Annotated in this window: 15 protein-coding genes; 5 read left to right on the forward strand and 10 right to left on the reverse strand. The window is 71.6% G+C overall.

Annotation, left to right across the window (positions count from 1 at the left end):
• Positions 1 to 12: 12 nt before the first annotated feature.
• Complete coding sequence (locus IPG72_11065) at positions 13 to 2,610, reverse strand: hypothetical protein (protein ID MBK6769523.1); 2,598 nt, start codon at positions 2,608 to 2,610, stop codon at positions 13 to 15.
• A gap of 311 nt (positions 2,611 to 2,921) precedes the next feature.
• Here IPG72_11065 and IPG72_11070 point away from each other — a divergent pair, with 311 nt between their 5' ends.
• Both IPG72_11070 and IPG72_11075 read left to right on the forward strand, forming a co-directional pair.
• Positions 2,922 to 5,975: a UPF0182 family protein gene (locus tag IPG72_11070; GenBank protein MBK6769524.1), complete on the forward strand. Its 3,054-nt coding sequence runs from the start codon at positions 2,922 to 2,924 to the stop codon at positions 5,973 to 5,975.
• The gene (locus IPG72_11075) at positions 5,972 to 6,331 is read left to right on the forward strand and encodes a DUF2007 domain-containing protein (protein ID MBK6769525.1); all 360 of its coding nucleotides are present in this window, start codon (positions 5,972 to 5,974) and stop codon (positions 6,329 to 6,331) included. The genes IPG72_11070 and IPG72_11075 overlap by 4 nt, the downstream gene beginning before the upstream one ends.
• A gap of 163 nt (positions 6,332 to 6,494) precedes the next feature.
• Here the strand turns inward: IPG72_11075 and IPG72_11080 are convergent, their stop codons facing one another.
• The 4 genes from IPG72_11080 to IPG72_11095 all read right to left on the reverse strand — a co-directional run bounded on the left by IPG72_11080 (position 6,495) and on the right by IPG72_11095 (position 12,758).
• Positions 6,495 to 7,151, reverse strand: coding sequence for a Maf family protein (locus IPG72_11080; GenBank protein ID MBK6769526.1), 657 nt, complete (start codon positions 7,149 to 7,151; stop codon positions 6,495 to 6,497).
• A gap of 7 nt (positions 7,152 to 7,158) precedes the next feature.
• Positions 7,159 to 10,701, reverse strand: coding sequence for a VWA domain-containing protein (locus IPG72_11085; GenBank protein MBK6769527.1), 3,543 nt, complete (start codon positions 10,699 to 10,701; stop codon positions 7,159 to 7,161).
• A gap of 128 nt (positions 10,702 to 10,829) precedes the next feature.
• Positions 10,830 to 11,825 (reverse strand): PD40 domain-containing protein, encoded by a 996-nt coding sequence (locus IPG72_11090; GenBank protein ID MBK6769528.1) that lies wholly within the window; start codon positions 11,823 to 11,825, stop codon positions 10,830 to 10,832.
• A 225-nt stretch (positions 11,826 to 12,050) separates the two neighbouring features.
• Positions 12,051 to 12,758: a M23 family metallopeptidase gene (locus IPG72_11095; protein MBK6769529.1), complete on the reverse strand. Its 708-nt coding sequence runs from the start codon at positions 12,756 to 12,758 to the stop codon at positions 12,051 to 12,053.
• A gap of 611 nt (positions 12,759 to 13,369) precedes the next feature.
• Between IPG72_11095 and IPG72_11100 the strand changes: the two genes are divergently transcribed.
• From IPG72_11100 to IPG72_11110, 3 genes are all read left to right on the forward strand, one after another.
• A complete protein-coding gene (locus tag IPG72_11100; protein MBK6769530.1) occupies positions 13,370 to 14,122 on the forward strand; it encodes a response regulator transcription factor in 753 nt (250 codons plus the stop codon).
• An 87-nt stretch (positions 14,123 to 14,209) separates the two neighbouring features.
• A complete protein-coding gene (locus IPG72_11105; GenBank protein ID MBK6769531.1) occupies positions 14,210 to 15,163 on the forward strand; it encodes a ribonuclease Z in 954 nt (317 codons plus the stop codon).
• Between the two features lie 97 nt (positions 15,164 to 15,260).
• Entirely contained in the window at positions 15,261 to 16,238 is a 978-nt protein-coding gene (locus IPG72_11110; protein ID MBK6769532.1) for a DUF4360 domain-containing protein, read from the forward strand.
• Positions 16,239 to 16,490: 252 nt separating this feature from the next.
• Here IPG72_11110 and IPG72_11115 read toward each other — a convergent pair whose 3' ends face one another.
• From IPG72_11115 to IPG72_11135, 5 genes are all read right to left on the reverse strand, one after another.
• Positions 16,491 to 17,600, reverse strand: coding sequence for a hypothetical protein (locus tag IPG72_11115; protein MBK6769533.1), 1,110 nt, complete (start codon positions 17,598 to 17,600; stop codon positions 16,491 to 16,493).
• 162 nt (positions 17,601 to 17,762) lie between these two features.
• Entirely contained in the window at positions 17,763 to 17,981 is a 219-nt protein-coding gene (locus tag IPG72_11120; protein ID MBK6769534.1) for a type II toxin-antitoxin system HicB family antitoxin, read from the reverse strand.
• Complete coding sequence (locus IPG72_11125; protein MBK6769535.1) at positions 17,971 to 18,234, reverse strand: type II toxin-antitoxin system HicA family toxin; 264 nt, start codon at positions 18,232 to 18,234, stop codon at positions 17,971 to 17,973. Before IPG72_11125 ends, IPG72_11120 begins: the two co-directional genes overlap by 11 nt.
• 121 nt (positions 18,235 to 18,355) lie before the next feature.
• Complete coding sequence (locus IPG72_11130) at positions 18,356 to 18,802, reverse strand: hypothetical protein (protein ID MBK6769536.1); 447 nt, start codon at positions 18,800 to 18,802, stop codon at positions 18,356 to 18,358.
• A 157-nt stretch (positions 18,803 to 18,959) separates the two neighbouring features.
• Positions 18,960 to 20,210 carry a hypothetical protein gene (locus IPG72_11135; protein ID MBK6769537.1) on the reverse strand — a complete coding sequence of 417 codons (1,251 nt, stop codon included), beginning with the start codon at positions 20,208 to 20,210 and terminating at the stop codon, positions 18,960 to 18,962.
• Positions 20,211 to 20,219 lie beyond the last annotated feature (9 nt).

The following is a 20,219-nucleotide window of genomic DNA, read 5'->3' on the forward strand; positions in this document are numbered from 1 at the left end:
GTCGTCGCCGCGTCACCGCACGCTGCGGACCCCGTACGGCAGGTAAGCCGTCTTCTCGCCGCGCACGCCGCCGAACGGCGTCAGGTCCGTGTCGATCGCGAAGCCTTCCCAGTCGACATCGTCGGTGACCTTGGTGCCGGCCGACTCGTTGGCCGCGTTCATGCAGCCGTCCTCGGCCTCCGAGGCGTCGAGCGGGCCGGCTTCGTCGCCCCACCAGATGAGGGCGGCCGTCGTGCACCGGGCGCTGTCCTCGTTCTGGACGCCCCATTGGCTGCACTCCGTGATCCAACCTTTCTGGAGGACGAGCCGTCCGCCCTTGAGCACCCGGGCGCCGACGGCCAGCTTGGAGAGCCTCGGTCCGGCGACGGCCGCCTCACCGCCGTCGCGGACGAGCAGGCCGGTCGCGCCCGTCGACTGGGCGTCGCCGGTGAGGACCAAGCCGGAGACATCGAGCGCACCGTCGACGGCGAGGAACGCGTCACCCGCGCCGGCGCCGGAGATGTCGATGGCCACCGTGGAATCCTCGGCCTCGCGCAGGCTCGATCCGGCGCCGATCTGGACGCCACCGTGCGGCTTGCCCGGCTCGGCCGGCAGGAACGCGACGCGGTTGTTCGATCGTGCGTCGTTCAGGCGGACGTTCGCCCGGATCACACCGTCGCCCAGCTTGAAGACCTTGCCGGGGCGCAGGTAGAGGTCCAGTCCGGCCTCCACGTCCACCAACGGTGTGACGCCGCCGGCGAACAGGACGTCACCGTCGAACTCGATGCCGGTGCCGGGGCTGGCCAGCGTGATCTGGCGCTGCGTGAGCTCGCCCGCGGAGCGCACGAGCACCCGGTTGACGGCGTTGTTCTCGAAGCGGCTGCGGTTCGCGGCCACCTTCTGGTCGATGCCGGCGATGACGTCGATGTGCGTGAGGGGCAGCGAGATCGGGTAGCCGGCGGAGCCGGCGAACGTCGACTTGAGAATCGAGCCGCGGACCGTGCCCCACTGGACCATCGCACCGTCCTGGCCGCCGTTCTCGATCCGCACGCTCTCCAGCTGCGCTTCGACGGTCGTATCGGCAAACACGATGCCCTTCCATGCCCCGGGCGTGCCGCTCAGCGCCCCGAGGATCGTCTCGCCGCCCTGCGAGGCGGCGGCGTCTTCGGGCGCGAGGACGGCGTCCGTCACCGCGGCGGCCAGGGCGGCGCGCGAAGCGCTCGGCGGCACGGGCACCGGGCCGGCGGCGAAGCGCGCGCGCGGGCCCGAGGGATCCCCGATCCGGAGCGCGGCGCCGTCGGCGAAGAGGAGGTGGGCGCCCGGAAGGATGCGGAGGGAGGCCGGCGTGCCGTCCTTGCCGTCGACGGACGCCACCATCACGTCGCCGTCGATCTCGTATGGCGCCTCGATGTCCCCCCAGATGGCGCTGCGCGGGACGTCGAGCGGGATGTCCTTGGCCAACACGAGCGCCCGGTCGATCCCGTTGTCCTTGATCGGCGGCTGAACGTTCTTGGGCGCGACCATGCTGCCGAGAAAGCTGTCGACAGCCGTCGAGGGCAGCTCGAGGGGGTAGGCCTTCGCGTGGCGCATCGTGAGGTCGAGCGCGTAGGCGTGGATGTCGCGGACGCGGATCATCGGCACGCCGTTGCGGCCACCGTACTTCACGTCCGTGTTGATCAGGCTGTTGTCGATCGTGCTGAACTCCGAGAGATGGATGCCGCCCCAGCTGCCCGGCTCCTCGACCTGACCGGTGATGAGGACGTGCTCGAGGACGTCCACCTGTCCCGACGTCACGAGGTGGCCGGGCAGGTCGGCGCTGAGCCCGGTGACGATGCCGCCGGCCGCGTCGAACTTGAGCTGCGTGCCCTGGCTCAGCGTGAGCGTCGGGGCGATGTCGATCGGGCCGGCGACGGTCACCGTTCCGTTTACGAGGTACGGCGTGCAGAAGTTGGCCCACGTGGCATCGACCGCGACGTCGACGTCGGCCGTCGCGTCCACGCTGATCGCGTTCTTCCCGACATCGCTGAACGCGATGAGCGGGCACCGCTGGGTGCGCACGGTGTTCGAGCCGGCGCGGAACGTGCTCGGGCCGAGCGCATCGGCCGAGAACTGGAGCGGGACGTCGGCCGACTGGATGAACGTGACGTTGAAGATCTCGGCCGCCGGCGAGCGAACCTCGACCATCGGCTTGCCGTCCCGTCCGCCGTAGGAGACGAACGCCGCTTCGATCGTGCTCGTGATCGCGCCGCTGTCGAAGCGGATCTGCCCCCAGTAGCCGCGGGTGGGCGTCCGCGGGAGCGCCAGGAACCGGATCGGGGCGTTCTGCGCGTCGCCGACGGCCACCATCCCTGCCCCGGACTCGATGACGAGGTTCGCGCCTTCGTGGAAGCGCACGAGCGCTCCGGGCAGGACGCGGAGCGTGCTGTTGCGGATGGACACGCCCTCGGCGCAGATGTCGTGCGGGTTGTCGGCGCTGCTCCACGTCTGGTTCGTCGTCACCTGGCCGCAGTGGTCGAGGGCCAGCGCGGGTCGGGGCGCGAGCGCTGCGACGGTTGCCAGCGCGGCGGACGCGGCGAGGAGGAGCGGGCGGTGGGGCAGGCGGTGCATGACGCGGCGGGGCAGGCTGGCCATCGGGTGACTCCGTGAAGGCGTACGGGGGACGTAGGCGTGCGGCATGGACGCGGCGCGCCGGCGCACGGGTCCAAGGATAGCGGATCGGGGGCGGTCGGTCGACGGGGGCCCGGGGAAGTTGGGACGATTTGGCGACGGGCCGGCAGCTTGGGGCCGCGACCGAACCCGTCGATCTCCCCGCCGACGTGCACATCCCCAGCCTTGCCCGCACCCCCGCGCCCCGCTACCCTCGTCCTGCGGCGCGCAGGGTGGCCGGATGGCGCGCCGGGGCGGTCCGTTGGACCGGGCCGCACGGGGCCGCCGCGGCGAACATGTCCCAGTCACCGATCGATTTCGAGGAACTGTTCCGACAGCTGACCGCCAACGGCGGCCGAAAGCGCGCCGGCAAGGGCCAAGGTGGCGGCACCACACCGTCCGCCCCACCGCCGGAACGCACGCCGCGCGGACTGCCGTGGCGCGCGGTGGCGCTCGTCTTCCTGGTGGCGACGCTGTTCGGGCTCGTGAACGGCGGCGCCGCGTTCATCACGGATGCGTGGTGGTTCGCTTCGCTCGGGCAGGCGGCGGTCTTCCGGACGCGCATCGTCCTGCCGCTGGCCGTGTTCGGCGCCGTCGCCGCCGCTGGCGCGGTCTGGCTGGTGGGCAACCTGCGCCTCGCGGCGCGGGCGGTGGCGGCCGAGCCTCGCTTTGCCGGACAGCCCGGCGGCTGGGCGACGCGCCGGCCCGTCATCTGGACGCTGACGGCCGTCGCCCTGCTGGCGGCGGTGTCGATCGCCTCCGGCGCCGCATCGCTCTGGCCGCAGATCGCGGCGTGGCAGCACCGGCAGCCGTTCGGCACGGCGGAGCCGCTCTTCGGGCGGGACGCGGGCTTCTATGTCTTCACGCTCCCGCTCCTGCGCGCCATGCTGGCCGTGGCCTGGAGCTGGCTCGTGGCGGCGGCGCTCGGCTGCGGCGCGCTGTACGCGGTCGGCGGCGTGCTGGATCTGCGCCGCGGGCAGTTCAAGGTGGCGCGCCGGGCGCGGGCGCACCTGTCCGCCTTGGCGGCCATCGGGGCGCTGCTGTGGTCCTTCGGCCAGTGGCTGGCGCGTTTCGACCTTCTCGTCGCCGACCGCAACGGCGGCGATGCGTTCTACGGGGCCGGCTTTGCCGATGCCACCGCGCGGCTGTTCGGCTACCGCGTGCTCATCGTCGTCGGCGTGCTCGTGGCGCTCGGCTTTATGGCGAGCATCGCCGCCAACCGGCTCGTCTGGCCGCTCGGGCTTGCGGCGCTGGCGGCGGGGCTGCAGATCGTCCTCGTCTCGCTCGTGCCGTCGCTCGTCCAACAGTACCGCGTCCGGCCCAACGAGCTGGCCCTCGAGCGCGAGTACATCACCCACAACATCGCCTTGACCCGGAAGGCGTGGGGGATCGACGCCGTCACCGAGCGCCCGTTCGCGCCGCAGCCGCGGGTGAGCCGGGCGGCGCTCGACAGCGAGGCCGACACGCTGCGGTCCGTCCGGCTCTGGGACTGGCGGATCATGCAGGCCACGATCGTCCAGCTTCAGGCGCTGCGGAAGTACTACGACTTCCTCGACGTCGACGTCGACCGCTACGCGTTGGGCAGCGCGGGCGGGGTGGCCGCGACCGGTGGAGGGACGACGCGCGAGACGCTCGTCGCGGGGCGCGAGTTGATCAGCGAGGACCTGCCGAACCGGACGTGGGTGAACGTCCACCTGAAGTACACCCACGGCTACGGCGCCGTGCTGAACCCGGTGGACGAGGTCGGCCAGCAAGGTCGGCCGGTGCTCTGGCTGCGCGACATCCCGGTGACCGCGCGTGCGCCGTTCGATCGCCCACTCACCGAGCCGCGGATCTACTTCGGCGAGGCGACCGGCGCGCCGTACGTCATCGTCGGCACGCGCGGCGGCGAGTTCGACGCGACCGCGCCCGAGAACGAGAGCGAGGCGCGCACGACGCGCTACGACGGCGCGGACGGCGTGACGCTCGGCAGCCGCGTCCGCCGCCTGCTGTTCGCGATCCGCTTCGGCGACACCGAGCCGCTCCTCTCGCCCGAGGTGACGGCCGAGACGAAGGTGCTCTTCAAGCGCAACATCCGCGAGCGCGTGGCCGAGCTCGCGCCGTTCCTGGCGTACGACGACGACCCGTACCTCGTCGTGACGACCGAGGGCCGCCTGGTCTGGCTCCTGGACGCCTACACCGTCTCCGACAGCTATCCGTACAGCCGCCCGGTCGCCACCCACCTCTCGCCGACAGGGCGCGCGAACTACGTCCGCAACAGCGTCAAAGTGGCGATCGACGCCTACGACGGGCAGCCGACGTTCTATGTCGTGGACGACGTCGATCCGCTCATCGCGGCGTGGCAGGGCGTGTTCCCGACGCTCTTCAGGCCGGCCGCGGAGATGCCGGCCGATCTGCGCGCGCACTGGCGCTACCCCGAGGGCTTGTTCCGCATGCAGGCCGAGATCTACACCCGCTACCACATCACCCACCCGGGCGAGTTCTACAACGCGAACGACGTCTGGGTGATCCCCGAGGAGAGCACGGAGCAGGGCGGCAGCCGGCAGACGACGCAGCCGTACTACGTCACGCTCAAGCTGCAGGGCGAGGACGCCGCCGAGTTCGTCCTGATGCTGCCGTTCACACCACGCGCCCGGCAGAACATGGTCGGCTGGATGGCGGCCCGCTCCGACGGCGACGGCTACGGCGAGCTCGTCGTCTACCGCTTCAACGAGGGCGAGCAGTTCTACGGGCCGTCCCAGATGGAGAGCGTCATCGACCAGGACACGGAGATCAGCCAGCAGCTGACGCTATGGGACCAGTCGGGCAGCCAGGTGATCCGCGGCAACCTGCTGATCGTCCCGATCGGCGACACGCTCCTCTACGTCGAGCCGGTCTACCTGGCGTCGAGCTCGGGCGACGCGCTGCCGGAGCTGAAGCGCGTGATCGTGGCGGACAACGAGCATGTGGTCATGCGTCCGACGCTCGACGAGGCGCTGGCGGCGCTGGTGGGAGACGGCGGGACGGTGGCGGGCGCGGAGGCAGCGCCCGCCGCCCCTGACGACGATGCCGACACGGACGCTGCGGCCGCGCCGGTGGCCACGGTTGAGCGTGGGTCCGATGCGGACTTCGCCGCCGAGCTGGCGAACGTTCAGACGATCGAACTGGGGTCTCTCGCCGCCACGAGCGAAGCGGCGGCGCGCGCCGCCCTGTCGGCCGGCGACTGGCAGACGTTCGGCCGCGAGATGGCGCGGTTGAAGGCGATCATCGACGCGCTCGCTGCGCGGAACGCCGCGGACGCGGACGCGATCGGCACGGCCGCCGCCGAGGCGGGCGCCCAGCCGGCCCGGACGCCGGAGCCGACGCCGTGACGGTGCTCGGCGCAGCCGTGACGGTCCTCGGCGACGCCGCCCACCGGGCGCCCGGGCACGCGCCCGGTCGTGTGCTCAAGGGCGTCGCCCGCTGGCTCAAGGGGTTCGCCGGCGCCCTCGCTCGCTTCGGCGGCGGCGACGGGCCGGGCGAGACCGTGACGGTCTACGTGGCACGGACGATCGAGGAGGCCTGGGTCGTCCGCGGCCGCTTGGCGGCGCACGACGTACCGTCCGTCCTCGTCGACAACATGCTCAGCTCGGTATATGGGTCGGCGCTACAGGGGGGCGTCGACGTGCGCGTGCCGGCGGCGCTGGCCGAACGGGCAGAGGCGATCCTGAACGGACAGGCGGACTAGTACTCCACCACTGTGGATTCGAGGGGTTCCCTACTCTGGTGGCCGCCACGAGCATGTTCAGTGGTGGAGTACTGGTGCTCCGCCGCTGGACATGCCTGGGGTGCCCGGCCGAGCACGGAGGCCGGAGATTCTGCGGTGGGGGTGGACTGGCCGATCCACCCCATCATCCGATCCGCCCCATCATCCGCCCCACCATCCCCACCGGCAACCCGATCACGTTCGCCTCCGACCCCACAAGCGCCGCCACCGGGTGAAACCCGCGGTGCTGGATCGCGTAGCCGCCCGCTTTGTCCAGTGGGTCGCCGGACACCACATAGGCCGCGATCTCGCCATCGGTGTATGACCGCATCCAGACCGCCGTCGTCGCGCACGCCGTGACGTGCGCGCCCGTGGCCGCGTCGACGACGGCGACGCCGGTGACCACGTCGTGCCGCCGCCCGCGCAGGCGCCGCAGGAAGGCTGTCGCCTCCTCGGCGTCGCGCGGCTTGCCGAGGATCGTCGGGTGCCGCTGCGGATCGGTCTCGGGGCCGCGCGCGTCCGCCCCGGCGCCGAACCCGGTGCCGCCACCGTCGCGCGCCACGACGATCGTGTCGGCGCCGATGATCAACGCACTGCGCCCGCCCGCGGACGTCGCAACGGCCAGCGCTTTGGCGAGCGCGAGGCGGACGGCCGCCGCCGCCGGGGCCTCGCCGGGCGGGATCGACTCGTCGACGTCGACCGCGACGACGGTCAACGGCTGGCCGCGGTCGGCCAGCAGCGCGCCGAGGAGGGCCCGCCGGCGGGGCGATGCGCTGGCGAGGAGGATCGTGGCACGGTTCAACGGCGCGTCACCGGCGGCCCCAGAACGTGTCGGCCGGGCACGGGATCGCGCCGGCGATGCGGGTGAAGATGCCGCCGAGGGCGGCGCCGTCGACGGCGGTGAAGAAGAAGGCGGGCTCGGATGCGATCGTGCGCAGCGCTTCGGTGTCGACGTCACTGCCCAGCGCCACGGTGAAGAGGACGATGCCCTGCGCCTTGGCGGCCGCCGCGCGCTGGACGGCCCGCGACGGCGGGTCGGGGTTCGCGCGCCCGTCCGTGAGGAGGACGATCGCGCGGGCGTTCTGGGCGCGGTGGCGCGGGCCGTCCAGCTCGCCGAGCGCGACCTCGAGGCCGAGGTGCGGGCGGGTCTGGGTGTTCAGCACGAGACCTTCGAGGCTGCGGTCGATCGCGGCGCTGTCGCTCGTGAGGCTGCGGACGAGCGCGGCGCTGTTGTTGAAAGTGACGACGGCGGCCTGATCGCCCAGCTGGAGCCGCAGCGCGCCGACGAAGCGCCGCGCCGCGGCCGTGGCGGCGTCCAGCTTGGTGCCCGGCGCGCCGCCGCCGGCCGGCTCGCCCATGCTCGTCGAGGTGTCGAGGACGAGCGCGACGTCGACGCGGCGCTGGGCGGGCGTGCAGCGCTCCGTCAAGCCGAGCGGCATGTAGGCGCGGGCGGGGGTGGCCGTCGGCGTCGGCGTCGGGGCGACGACCTCGATCTCGGGCACCGGGAAGACGAACGTGCGCGGCACGCCGTCGGCATCCGTGTAGCGGGCGACGGCGTCGCGGTTCGTCGGCAGGCGGCCGACCTTCAGTGGGCGCACCCGGTACGTCAGCGTGATGCCGGCGGGGGAGAGGATCGATCGGCCCCAGCTCAGCTGCTCGCCGCCGTTCACGTCGCCGTTCAGGATGGCCGGCGGCAGGCTCGATCCGATCTCGTAACGGACGTCCGGCCCCACGCGATCGTCGATCATGACGTTGCCGCTCAGGCTTGTGCTGACGAGCCGCAGCACCTCGCGGTAGATCGGGAACAGCTCGGCCGTCGTCGGAGCCGGGAAGTAGCGACCGGCGGCCATCGCGGCCAGCACGTCGTGGTCGGCGTCGTCGCCGAGGCCGATCGTGTAGATTCGGACGCCGCGGTTGCGCGCCGCGCGAGAAGCCGCAAGCGCCGCATCGCGGTCCGACCGGCCGTCCGTGAGGAAGACGACGACGGGCAGCGCCTCGACGCGTGCGCCGGCCCTGAGGAGGCTGTCCGCCTCGGTCATCGCCGCGCCGATGTCCGTGCCGCCCGACTGGCCGGTGGCGAGGACGCTTTGGAGGCCGCTCACGACGTCGCCGGCGTTGGCGGTCAGCGGGACGATGACGGACGCCGTCTGGTTGAAGCTGATCAACCCGATCCGGTTCAGGCGCATGTCGAGGAACGAAGTGAACTCCGTTGCGGCAGCCACCGCCGCGTCCAGCTTGCCGAAGTTCATCGAGCCGGAGCGGTCGATGACGAGGACGACATCGGCGCCGTATGCCCGCGTCTGGGGCGGGCAATCGGCCGCCAATGTCAGCGTCACATCGGCCGTGTTGCCGAGGACGACGACTGGCGGCCCGGCCGTCTTGTCGCCGTTGAGGAGGCACGTCGCGCGCCGCGGGGTCGGCGTCGGCGCCGGCGTGGGTGATTCGGCGGGCGGCGGGACGCGTGCGAAGATGCGGAGAGCGGCGGCGTCCTCGTCGACGATGGCGATCCGGCCGCTCGACCCGACGGCGAGCCCGCCGGCGTCGAACGATCCGCCGGCCTGTGGATCGAACAAGGCCACGGTGTTGCCGTCGACGTGGTGCAGCTCGACGATGCCGTCGGCGAGCTGCACAGCGACGAGCGACGTGCCGTCGGCCTGCGCGCCGGCCGCCAGGCGCCACGGGCTGGCGAGGAAGCCGGCCGGCCAGCGCACCGTCGGGCGGTTCGCGTCCGACGGCCAACCCTGCACCTCGGCGTTCGGCGCATCGGCGGTCCAGAGCGTGCCGTCGGCGGTGACGGCGACGTCGCTCGGCCAGAGGCCGGAATCCGTCGGGACGACGAGCTCGCCCTGGGGTTCGCCGGTCGCCACGCTGAAGAGGCCGATGCGCTTGGCGGTCGGCCGCGCCAGGAACACCTGCAGCCCGTCGCCGGCGAGCTGCGGGCCGAACGGGCAGTCGCACGGCACCCGCCAGGCCGGCGAGGGGCGTCCGCCGACGAGGTCCTCGGGGCGGAAGCGGATCACTTCGGCGCCGGCGATGGCGGCACCGACCGTCGCCGTCGTCGGGCGCACGACCATCACGACGCCGCCGGCGCCGTCGGCGGCGACCTCGAGCACGTCGTCCTCGATCGCGGCCAGCAGCTGCGACCGGCCGTCGGAATCGAGCGCGACGAGCTGGCCGCTCTGGGAAAGGAAGACCAGCACGCCGCCGGCCGTCCATCCGGCGATGTGCGGCTGCAGGTCGCCGGGAGAGGACGGCAACTGCGGTCGCCCCTGGGCCATGACTGCCGCGGAGATCACGTGCGGCGGGTCGCACTTGCCCGGTGCCATGGGACAGCCCCGCTGTACGTGGACGCGCATGCGGCTGTCCGTCACGGCGAAGACGATCGTCGAGCTGCTATCGGACGCGGTGGCGACGTCGAGCCCCGGCGTCGCCAGCCAGGCGTTGGGGAACAGGCTGAGGTCGCGTTCGGACCACGTGGCCGTTTGCGCGCCGAGCCCATCGAAGCGGGTGAGGTCGATGCCGATCCGCGGCAGCTGGGCATGGCTGAGCATCCAAAATCCCGCGCCGTCGGCAGCGATCTGAATCGGCTGGCCGCCGTCGGCGGGGGCGAGGAAGACGCGCGGGCGGCCGGTCGCCGCTTCGAGCACGCGCACGACGCTGTCGCGCATGACCGCGATCCTGTCGCCCGCCATCGCCAGCCCACCGACGATCGGTTCGCCCTGGGCGTTGAAGACGGACTTCACCTCGAGCGACGGCCACGCGCGGCGCTCGACGGTGCCGCCGACCTGCCAGAACAGGACGTCGCCGCTCAGCCGGTCCTCGACGACCTCGACGGCTTCGAACGGCAACCGGCGGACGACGCCGCCCGCGGCGTCGCGCTCCTCGACGACGTTCGACACCGTGCGGTCGGCGACCTCGCGCGTCCAGACGACGATCGCGCCCGGCGAGCGGTGCAACGCGACGACGGCCGTCGGGGTCGTTCGCTCGGACGGCTGCTCGGGCTCGGCGCGCGGCCAGGACAACGTGCTGCCGTCGGCCGGGTCGATGGCGATGACCGTGTTCGACGCCAAGTCGGCCACGAGCAGCCGACCGTCCGGCGCGAGGGCCAGGTCGTTGACGACGAAGCGCTGGCTGGCCGGTCCGGGGAGCGAGGCCAGCGGCCACGTCGCCACGTGCGCGTACGGCCCGTCGAGCGTCTCGCTCAGCGCGCGGCGGGCGATCTCGCGTTCGCCGCGCCCACCAGGAACGGCGGCGCCGCGGGCGGCGGGCAGCGAGGCGAGCGCGGCCAGGGCGCACGCGGCCAGCGCGGCGGCGCGGACGAGGCGGTTCGGGCGGGCCTGCGGCGTCGGCATCGGTGACCTCCTGGCGTCGGGCGTTGGATGCGAGCTTCGGTGTCCAACAGGAACGCGCGCGACGCTTTCGGCTGGAGACACGCGCGGGCCGTGTATCCGTTCCGCTCGCGCACCCGCTCCGGTGGTCGTCAGGGCAACGCGATCACCCAGATGTTCCGGTCCGCCGCGCTCACGAACGCCGCGTGCGACCCGTCCGGGCTGATCGACCAGTCGCCGTTGGCGATGCGCAGCGGCTGCGTGGCCGGGTCGGTCAGCGGGCGGGCGGCGAGCGTCGTCGGATCGACCTCCACGAGCCGCATGCTCGGCGCGCCCATGTCGAACGGGACAATGACGAGCTGCGCAGCCCGCCAGCGGTAGGCGCCGAAGAGCCCTTCCAGCTTGCGCGGCGGCGCAGCGCCGTCGACGGCGGCGAGCCAGAGGCCGTTCGCGTCGACGTCGGTGGCGCCGGAAACGGTGTAGGCCAGCCAGCGCTTGTCCGGCGAGAGGAGCAGGTTGCGGAGCCGCTGCGTGCGCAGGATCTCGGTGCGCTCGCCGCCGTCCAACGGCTGGCGCCACAGCACCTCGATGTCGGATTCGGCCGTCTCCCGCGCGCGGACGAGAAGCGCGTCGGCGCCGAGCCAGTCCACGAGCGAGCCGCGCGCCAGCTGCGCGACCTCGGCAGCGCCCGTGCCGTCGGGCGCGGCGACGTTGATCCGCGCCACCTGCCGCTCGAGCGATGCGTTCGGGTTGCTGCCCTGCCACGCGATCCGCGTGCCGTCCGGGCTGAACGACACGCTCCGGCCACCGGCCGGTACTTCGAACGCGGCGCCGTCGGCCAGGCGATGCAGCGTCGTACGGCCGCTGGCGAGGTCGACCCGCCAGCGCTGGTCCGGGCTGAACGTGCCGATCGTCGTCGTCACGAGCGCCGTCGGCGCGCCGGGCGCGTCGAGGCTGGCGGCGTAGAGGCCGGTCACGCCCTGGGGCGAGCGATCGATGAACCACAGCGCGCGGCTGTCGGCGCGCCAGAGCGGGCGGACGCAGCAGCCGGCGTCGGTGAGGCGGATGGGGAGGCCGGGCGGGCCGACGGGCGCGCCACGGGAAACCGCGCTGCCACCGGTTGTCGCGAGACCCGTCGGCAGGGGCACGGCATGCGGTGCCCCTGCACGGTCGGGGGGCGTGGTGCCGTTGGGGAATGGTGCCGTTGGGGGACGCGGCTTCGTCGGCGCTCGACGGCATCTCCGAGGCATCGCCCGGCCCGCCGAAATCGTCGGGCGCGGCCGGATCGGCGCCGCACGCCGCGACGAGCATCGCTGTCGTGAGCATGGCGAGGACAGCGTGCACGGCCGCGCGTGCGGCCGCTGCCACACCGCTCATCGGACGTCCGGCGGCCACGGCCGGGCGAAATCGTTCAGGATCGGGCCGCCGACGCGGGCCTCGGGCTGGTCGTCCAGGTGCTGCCACTTCCGCGGGTCATCGAGGTCGCGCTCGAAGCCGGTGCCGAGCGAGCTGGCGAGGGCGAGCGTGTCCCAGTCCGCCTCGATCAGCGTGACCGGGTTGAACTTGCGGGCGTGGGCCAGGTCGCGCAACTCGAGGTGGAGGTGCGGGCGCGAACGACACGTCAGGCCGGGATCGCCGACGACGCCCACCGGGTCGCCGCGTCGAACGGCCTGGCCGGCCGTGAGCGGCGAGCGGTCGCGCAGGTGGCCGTAGAACGAGGCGACGCTCAGATCGGCGTGATCGATCATGACGTTGTGGGGCGCCGAGCCGAAGTTCATCGCGTCGACGCTGAAGACGACGCCGTCGGCGACGGCCACGATCGGTGTGCCGCACGGCGCCGTCAGGTCGACGCCGAAGTGGATGCCGCCGCTGGCGCCGTACGTCGTGCGCCGCTGCCGGAAGGCGCCGGTGGTGTTGCCGTACGGCTGGCCGAGAAGCCACGTCGCCGGTCCGGGCGGCAGCGCGAAGGGCAGGCCGAGCGGGCGCTCGGCGGCGGCGGCGCTCGGCGCGACGGCCGAGCGGATGGCCGTGGCGACGGCCAGCAGGACCACCGCGCGGGCGAGGTGCCGGGGGGAACCCATGGGCGAACGTCCTTTGGGTTGGGGCGGCGGGAGAATGATAGGCGAGTCCGGGGCGTGCAAGCCACTCGATTCAAGGACATGCCGTTGTCGGCCGGGCGGCCATGGCGCCCGGCCGCGCCGCCATCGGCGCCGTGCTCCACACGTCGTCGACGCCATCTGCATCCGCTCTGCAAATGAAGACCCCGCGGTTCAGACTCGTCCGCAAGCGGCGTGCGGCATCTCCGACAGAGGTAGAGCGGCCCGAGGGGCGCCCCGAAACGGCTTCCGGCACGAGACGGCAAGCGTGTCTGCGTGCGATGGGGCTAACCAAGCGGCCGTTGTCGGCATTGGACTCCATACGCATCGTGCGGTCAACCGCCGCGATGGGATGGCGCAATGCGCGGCCGAAGGGGGCCGTGCGCGCGATCCGGGGGGGTTCTGAATAGTCCCATGGAGGCTGACGTGGGATGTGTCGAGGGGGACAAGTCGTGCTCCCGTGCGCGCCGTGGCGCGGCGTGGCGGAGCGATCGACCGGTCCGGAGGCTGTCTGGCATGTGCTCCGGAGTGCACTATCGTGACGGGACGACCGGCTGGGCCGATGGCCCCGTCGGCTCCGTGCGCGGCGGCGCGCGATGAACGGGCCGGCGCCGGCCATCCTGATCGCGGATGCCGATCGTACCGCGGCGAGCCTTGTGCACGCCGGACTGGTCGGCAACGGCTTCCGGATCATCGAGGCGTATGATGGCGAGACGGCGCTGCAGATCATGCGCGAAGAGCGGCCGGTGTTGGCCGTGCTCGCGACGCAACTGCCGTCGCGCAGCGGCCTCGACCTCGTCCGGCTGATCCGCGCGGACGCGCAGCTCGCGGCACTGCCGATCATCCTGGTCAGCGCGCGTGCGGATGCGATGGATCGGATCAACGGGCTCGATCTCGGCGCCGACGACTTCATCGCCAAGCCGTTTCACCCGCGCGAGGTCGCAGCGCGCGTCAAGGCGCTGCTGCGGCGCCAGGCGATCTACGCCGAAGCCCGGCCGAGCGAGGTGCGCCGCGCCGGCGACCTCTCGATCGACGACCAGGAGCACGAAGCGCGCCTCGGTGGCGTGCCGCTGCCGTTGACGCCGACCGAGTACCGCTTGCTCTACGTGCTGATGAGCCAGCCGGGTCGCGCATTTTCACGCACGGAGCTGATCGAGCACGGTCTGGGTCCGGACTTCAACGGCAAGGCGCGGACGCTGGACAGCCACATCCGCAACTTGCGGGCCAAGATCGAGCACTCCCACGCGCGCTCGCACAAGGTGCGCACCGTTTTCGGCGTCGGCTATCGGCTGGTCGTGCCGCGCGACGAACCGCACGAGACGAACGCGGATGGTGCCGCCGGTCATTGACCGTCGCCGGCCTTCCACCTACCATCGCGCCGTTCCCGCCGCCACGACCGTTTGGCGGTCCGCCCTGCCACGGAGTGCGGCTGCCGCATGCTGGAGATCGCATTCCTCGGCACCTCCGCCTCCGCGCCGAGTGTCCGGCGCGGGCTGCCGTCGACGATGGTGTTGTACCGCGACCGTCGCTGGCTGATCGACTGCGGGGAGGGGACGCAGCGCCAGATCCTGCGCAGCGGGCTCGGGTTCAAGCGCCTCGACACCGTGCTGCTGACGCACGGCCACCTGGACCACATCCTCGGCCTCGGCGGCTTGGTGAGCACGTTCGCCCGCTGGGAGTCGATCGACCGGATGGCGATCTACGGCGGCCGATCGGCCCTCGACCGCGTGCGCGACCTGATGGGCGTCGTCCTGCGCGGCGACGAGATCGCGGTGACCGTCGAGTACATCGAGCTCCAGCCCGGGCCGCTGTTGCGCGCCGGCGACCTCGACGTCGTCGCGTTCCCGGTCAAGCACCGCGGCAGCGGCAACTTCGGCTTCCTGTTCCACGAGCGCTCCCATCGCCCGTTCCTCGTCGAACGGGCCGAGGCGCTGGGCGTTCCGCTCGGACCCGAGCGGCGCCAGCTGGTGCAGGGGGTGCCGGTGACGCTGGCGGACGGGCGCGTCGTCCAGCCGGACGAAGTGCTCGGCGAGGCGACGCCGGGCGTGAAGCTCGTCGTGCTCGGCGACGTCGCCCGCGTCGACGATCTCGTCGGGATCGCCCGGAACGCCGACGCGCTGATCTGCGAGAGCACCTACCTCTGGGAGGATCGGGCGGCGGCCAAGCAGTTCGGCCACCTGACGGCCCGCCAGGCGGCCGAACTGGCCCGCGACGCCGGCGTCGGCACGCTCTTCCTGACCCACGTCTCCCGCCGCTACGCCGCCCACCAGATCCGGCACGAGGCCAGCGCGATCTTCCCGCGCACGATCCTGGCCGACGACCTCGAGGTCTGGCGGATCAAGCGGGGGTCGGTGGAGCGGGTGCGGGATGTCGGGGAAGGCGACGACTGAGGGCGATTGAGGCGGCGCAATCTGCGCGGAACACAGCCCCTCCAACGGGTGTATATTGCCTGAACCCCGACGCGCAACGCTGGAGGAGAAGGTGATCATGAAGCGACATGCCCCGTGGTGGACACTCGTGTGTTCCGCGGCCCTCGTGGCCGGAACCGCAGCCTGCGCCACGCAGAGCGGCGGTCTCGGCGGCGCCGCCGTACCGCCGGCCAGCTCAGACACGCAGGCTCAGCCGCAGCAAGACGGGGCGGCCGCCGACAGCCAGTCGGCGGCGCCGGCCGCGCCGGCGGAGCAACAGGCGGCGGCCCTGGGGACCGGCGCCAACGCCGAGAGCGCGTCGATGGGCGCGACGGGCGCGGGTCAGGTGGACGGCGGCGTGCCGGTCAGCGATGATCTGGCCGCTGGGGAACCGGCGCCGATCGACGCCTCCGCCGCCGCCGCTGACCCGCTCGCCGCACCGCCGGTCGTCAGTGGGACGGTCGCGGCGCCGCCGAGCGGCCTGCAGCTCGCCGGCTTCATCCCCGGTCCGGGATGCCCGCCGGGGACGACGACCGCCGCCATCAGCTACGGTCGGATCTCGATCGAGTTCCTCGACAAGTTCAGCGTGTTGCCCAACCAGGGCAGGATCCAGTGCACAGCCCAGGTGCTGGTAAAGGTGCCGGCCGGATTCCAGTTCACCCTCGGGGACTACAAGCAGAACTACGCGCCACCCGTGCCGCTCCAGGCGGGTCAGGCGATGTTCAGCGGTCGCCTGAACGGGACGGCCTCCAAGGCGTTGGTGGACTTCTCGTGGACGATTCCGGCCACCCCGCCCGTGACGCTCAACCGCTCGCACAATTACGCCGGCGGGAGCGTGGTGTGGAACAACTCGCTGGGCGATTTCGTCTTCCCGGCCAACACCGTCCTCCCGTTCAGTGCGTGCTCCAGCCAGGCGACGACCCAGACCATCGCCCTCACGATCGACCTAGCGGCGGCATCGAACTACACCCTGCCCTGGCCGCCGCCGCCGTTCGCGCAGAGCGAGCGGTTGTTCCTGAATGCGATCCGGTTCGCGCCGAAGTGGCAGGGGTGCTAGAGGTCTAGGGATCGTTCAAGGCATGCCCGCCCTGATCGATCCCTAGCCGAGTTCTAGGTGCGTCTCGCATCACGACATCACCCATGCTATGCTGCGATGCATGAGGACGACCATTACGCTGGACGACGATGTCGCGGCTCAGCTCAAGCGTTTGCAGGCGGAGCAAGATGGCCGGCTGCGCGACATCGTCAACCGGCTGCTCAGGCTTGGATTGGCGCAGGATCAGACGGCCAAGCGTTCCACCGTCGTGAGCTACACCCAACCTATGACGCTCGGTCGGTGCCTGTTGTCCAACATCGACAGCGTCGCCGATGTGCTCGCCTTGGTCGATGGTGAGGCGCACGGTTGATGATCCTCGTCGACGCGAACCTGTTGATCTATGCGTTCGCGGACAGTTTCCCACAGCATGCCGCGGCAAGAGCCTGGCTGCATGACCGGCTCAACGGTTCGGTCGGTCATTCTTGATCGCGTCCACGTGACACGGTTGTTCAACGATGTCGACTCCCATGTCCACGTGCTGCCCGGCAGGAGCGGGTACGCCGTCAGCACCTCGTGCATCGCTGGAGGCACGCTGGCCGCCTCGACCGTCGGGCCGATCGGCGTCGGTATCGTCGTCGCACTGGGCATCGGCATCGACGTCGCACGATCCGCCGTGGCGGTTGCCTGAAGGACGGTGGCCTGGAACGTGAACGGCACGGTCGGAGCGGCGAGCGTGGTTTCGAGGACATCGACTTGGCGTGTCTCGGCCGACATCAGCGCCAGACGCGCGCCCGTCGTCGCGTCGAACATCGCCACCCGTCTTGCCGGGACGACGCTCCTCGGCTCACCGACGCCACGAAGGTCGTCGATCTGCCTGTACAGCGGCGCATCTAGCGGCGCGAACTCGGCGACAACACGCACGACCGTCGTCGGCAGCCGACGGCCGGCGAGAAGTTCTGCGAAGTCCATGTCAACCTGGCTGTCGAAGACGAGCGGTTGTCGCGTCATGAATCGATCCGTCTCCACCGCCGCCCCCGCCACGTAGTCCACCGACACGATCCGCGGCGCGTACGCCGGATCCAGCCACGACCACACCTCCGCCCGCGCCTCCTCAAACGTCATCGCCACCGGCAGCGGCACGGCGGCGTCCACCGTGGGCCGAGGGGTCCAGGTGGGACGCGGCGTCGGCGTCGAGGTGGCGGCATCGGTCGGCGTCGTCGGCGTCGTCGGTGACGTCGGCTGCAAGGGCGTCGGCACGTGCGTCAGGTCGGTGACGCGGCGGCAGCCGGCGAGGACGGGGATGAGGACGAGCGCGAGCCAGACGGCGGCGACGAAGGGGTGGGCGCGGTGGGATGGGCGTGGGACGAGGGGGTAACGCGGCATGGGTAATCTTCCTGCGCAGCGAGCGGCGGCGGTCGTCGACTCGCTGGCCATCGTACAGGACGACCGACGGCGTATGACTTGCGCCTGGCCGTCCGATCCCGGACTCGGACCGCCCGGCAGCCAAGTCGGTCCTTCGATGCGCCGCCCAACCGCGACGGCCGACTACGCGTACAGCAGCCGACCCTTGGGCTCCGGTATCGCACGTCCCAGTTCCCGCGCCGTTTCGATCCATTCATGGACGATGACTTCGACGTTGGCGAGTGCCTGCTGGTAGGTTGCGCCGTCGGCGGCACAGCCCGGTAGCTCAGGGACCTCGGCGACATAGGACTGGTCGTCCTCACTCCAATAGATGATGACCTCATACTTCCATTCAGTCTGCATGATCGTCTCCTGACATCTTGTACTTCACGATGACGCCCCGGACTTGCTTGACCTGATAGGGCTTGGCCTGAGCGCCTTTGGGCTGCAGGTTCAGGATTTCCGCAACGCCCACTTTACTGTAGATGAAGTGGTCCCCACGCACGCGCTCGTCGAACCCGAGCCGAATCAAGAGGCGACGCAGGTCACCGAAGGAGATGTTCGTGTCCGAAGTGCCGTGCAGGACGCGATGGAGGACATCTCGGTGTCGTGGCACGTGGCTCGTCGCGTTATCGGCCGTTGGGCACGGCTGCAAAGCACCCCGTCCGGGCATGTCGGATCATAGGCAGGACCCGACCAGCCGCCAAATGCACTGGCGCCCATCCGCTACGTCGGCGTTATCCCGCCCCCTCCCCGCGCCGCCACCGCGCCTCAACCCCGTAGCCGTACGCCAGCACGCCCACCGCCGCGAGCCCGCCAAGGACGATCGCCCACATCGGCACGGCGGACGCGGGCGCCAGCGGCAGGGTGGGCAGGGTGCGGAGGTAGCGGATGTCGTCGGCGGCGTCCACCAACGGTCGCGTGCGAGAGCACAGGTACGACGACAAGGGCTCGCTGCCGTTGCTGTGCCCGTAGATCACGTACGTCTCGCCGACGTCGAGAGGCATGCTGCAATCGCCGCCGCCATCTCCGGAGACGATGTACGCCGTGCGCGAGGCCATTCCCTTCCATGACTCGATGACCTCCAGGTCGTAACCATTGACGAACCCGTTGCCCGAGCCGAACGCCGCGAGTGAACGGTGGCCGGTCACGCGGGCGACGAACACGGCTCGCGCGGAGTCCATCGCCTCGGAGGGGGTGCCCTCGGCGCAGGAACACGCCACGGCCGATGCAGGGCGGAGGGCGAATACCGCGCCGAGCAGAAGGGGGGCTATTCTCCATCGCATCAGAGACCTCCTCGTCGCGGACTGGGATGGCGCTTTGCAGTCGCGCTCACCGTCCTTAGGGCAGCGGGCCGATCGATGGGGCGGCTGCCGGGCGAGCGAATCGCGCGGACCATGGGAGATAGGCGTGGGCGCCACTCACGACGTCCGCGGTCGGCTGCCCCGTTGGCGGGGGCGCGGGCGTAGGCGGTAGCGTCGCCGTTAGCGTTGCCGTCGCCGTTGCCGTCGCCGTCGCCGTGCCCGTCCCAGCCCCACGCCACGCCCCCCCGACGCACACGCCGTCCGCAACCACGTTGTCCGCCCGCTCCGCATCCGCCGCCCCCCCGCACACGCACGGCGCCGTGATCGCTGCGCCGTCCTCGCACAGCGCCGGGCCGATGTAGCTCCGGCTGAAGAGCACGTTGTCGACGTCGAGGATGTTCGTCGTGCGGGCCGGATTGTTGTGGATGTAGAGGTAGACGCCGGCCTCGTTTACGCGCAGCTCGCGCGTCGTCCGCCAGGCGATGCCGCCTTGCGTGAACGCCTTGCGGCCGTCGAGCCAGAACGTCTGGCTGCCGTCCGCCTGCCCGGGCGTGCCGGCGTCGATGGCCATCTCCAGGACGTGCCACGCGCCGCGCGTCAGGAAGACGTCGCCCTCGGGCGCGAACAGGTCGCCGTAGCAGTTGTCGGGTCCCGGATGGCCGCAGTCCTTGAACATCTGGTGGTAGTAGCTGTAGAAGCCCCACTTGCCGGGCCACGGCAGCCGCTGGTAGTTGGACCACGGCTCGAGGTTGGACGTGAAGCGCTCGTTGCCCTTGGGCCGTTCGCCGGCGTGGCCGAGGCAGCCCCACGGATAGAGGGCGGCGCTGCAGGCGATCAGGCCGCCCAGGTGCATGAAGTTGCCCTGGTGGAAGTCGGCGTTGAAGCGCAGGTAGCGGCGATAGTGGATCACGTCCCAGTCGACGTCGCGGCCGAGGAACTTGGACGGGCCGGACGTCACGCCGTTGGCCAGCGCCGTGTCGCCCTCGTTCACGACCTGCAGGCGCATGCTTCGGCGTCCGGGCACGCCGCCGGGGTTGTCGCCCGTGAGGAAGGTGCGGCCGGGCGCGCCGTATACATCGTCCCAGTAGCGGTCGAAGTTGGCGGCGTCGGCGGCTTCGAAGTCGTGGCAGAAGATCCACTCGGGGTGGGCGGGCGCGTCGGCGCACTCTTGGGCGTGGGCGACGTGGGGCGCGGCGGCGAGGTGGAGCGACGCGGCGACGAACGCGATGGCCGCCGCGGCCGTCGTGGCTAGCCGTGGACGTAGGCGGTGATGGAATGTGCCATGCATCGACGTCTC

This window comes from Candidatus Avedoeria danica, from assembly GCA_016703025.1.
In the GTDB taxonomy this organism is placed as follows: Bacteria; Chloroflexota; Anaerolineae; order Epilineales; family Epilineaceae; genus Avedoeria; species Avedoeria danica.

What these genes read in the sequence shown, in the direction of transcription:
- IPG72_11065 (MBK6769523.1), bottom strand. Translation starts at nt 2,610, where the DNA reads ATGGCCAGCCTGCCCCGCCGCGTCATGCACCGCCTGCCCCACCGCCCG.
- IPG72_11070 (MBK6769524.1), top strand. Translation starts at nt 2,922, where the DNA reads ATGTCCCAGTCACCGATCGATTTCGAGGAACTGTTCCGACAGCTGACC.
- IPG72_11085 (MBK6769527.1), bottom strand. Translation starts at nt 10,701, where the DNA reads ATGCCGACGCCGCAGGCCCGCCCGAACCGCCTCGTCCGCGCCGCCGCG.
- IPG72_11095 (MBK6769529.1), bottom strand. Translation starts at nt 12,758, where the DNA reads ATGGGTTCCCCCCGGCACCTCGCCCGCGCGGTGGTCCTGCTGGCCGTC.
- IPG72_11100 (MBK6769530.1), top strand. Translation starts at nt 13,370, where the DNA reads ATGAACGGGCCGGCGCCGGCCATCCTGATCGCGGATGCCGATCGTACC.
- IPG72_11105 (MBK6769531.1), top strand. Translation starts at nt 14,210, where the DNA reads ATGCTGGAGATCGCATTCCTCGGCACCTCCGCCTCCGCGCCGAGTGTC.
- IPG72_11110 (MBK6769532.1), top strand. Translation starts at nt 15,261, where the DNA reads ATGAAGCGACATGCCCCGTGGTGGACACTCGTGTGTTCCGCGGCCCTC.
- IPG72_11115 (MBK6769533.1), bottom strand. Translation starts at nt 17,600, where the DNA reads ATGCCGCGTTACCCCCTCGTCCCACGCCCATCCCACCGCGCCCACCCC.
- IPG72_11120 (MBK6769534.1), bottom strand. Translation starts at nt 17,981, where the DNA reads ATGCAGACTGAATGGAAGTATGAGGTCATCATCTATTGGAGTGAGGAC.
- IPG72_11130 (MBK6769536.1), bottom strand. Translation starts at nt 18,802, where the DNA reads ATGGACTCCGCGCGAGCCGTGTTCGTCGCCCGCGTGACCGGCCACCGT.
- IPG72_11135 (MBK6769537.1), bottom strand. Translation starts at nt 20,210, where the DNA reads ATGCATGGCACATTCCATCACCGCCTACGTCCACGGCTAGCCACGACG.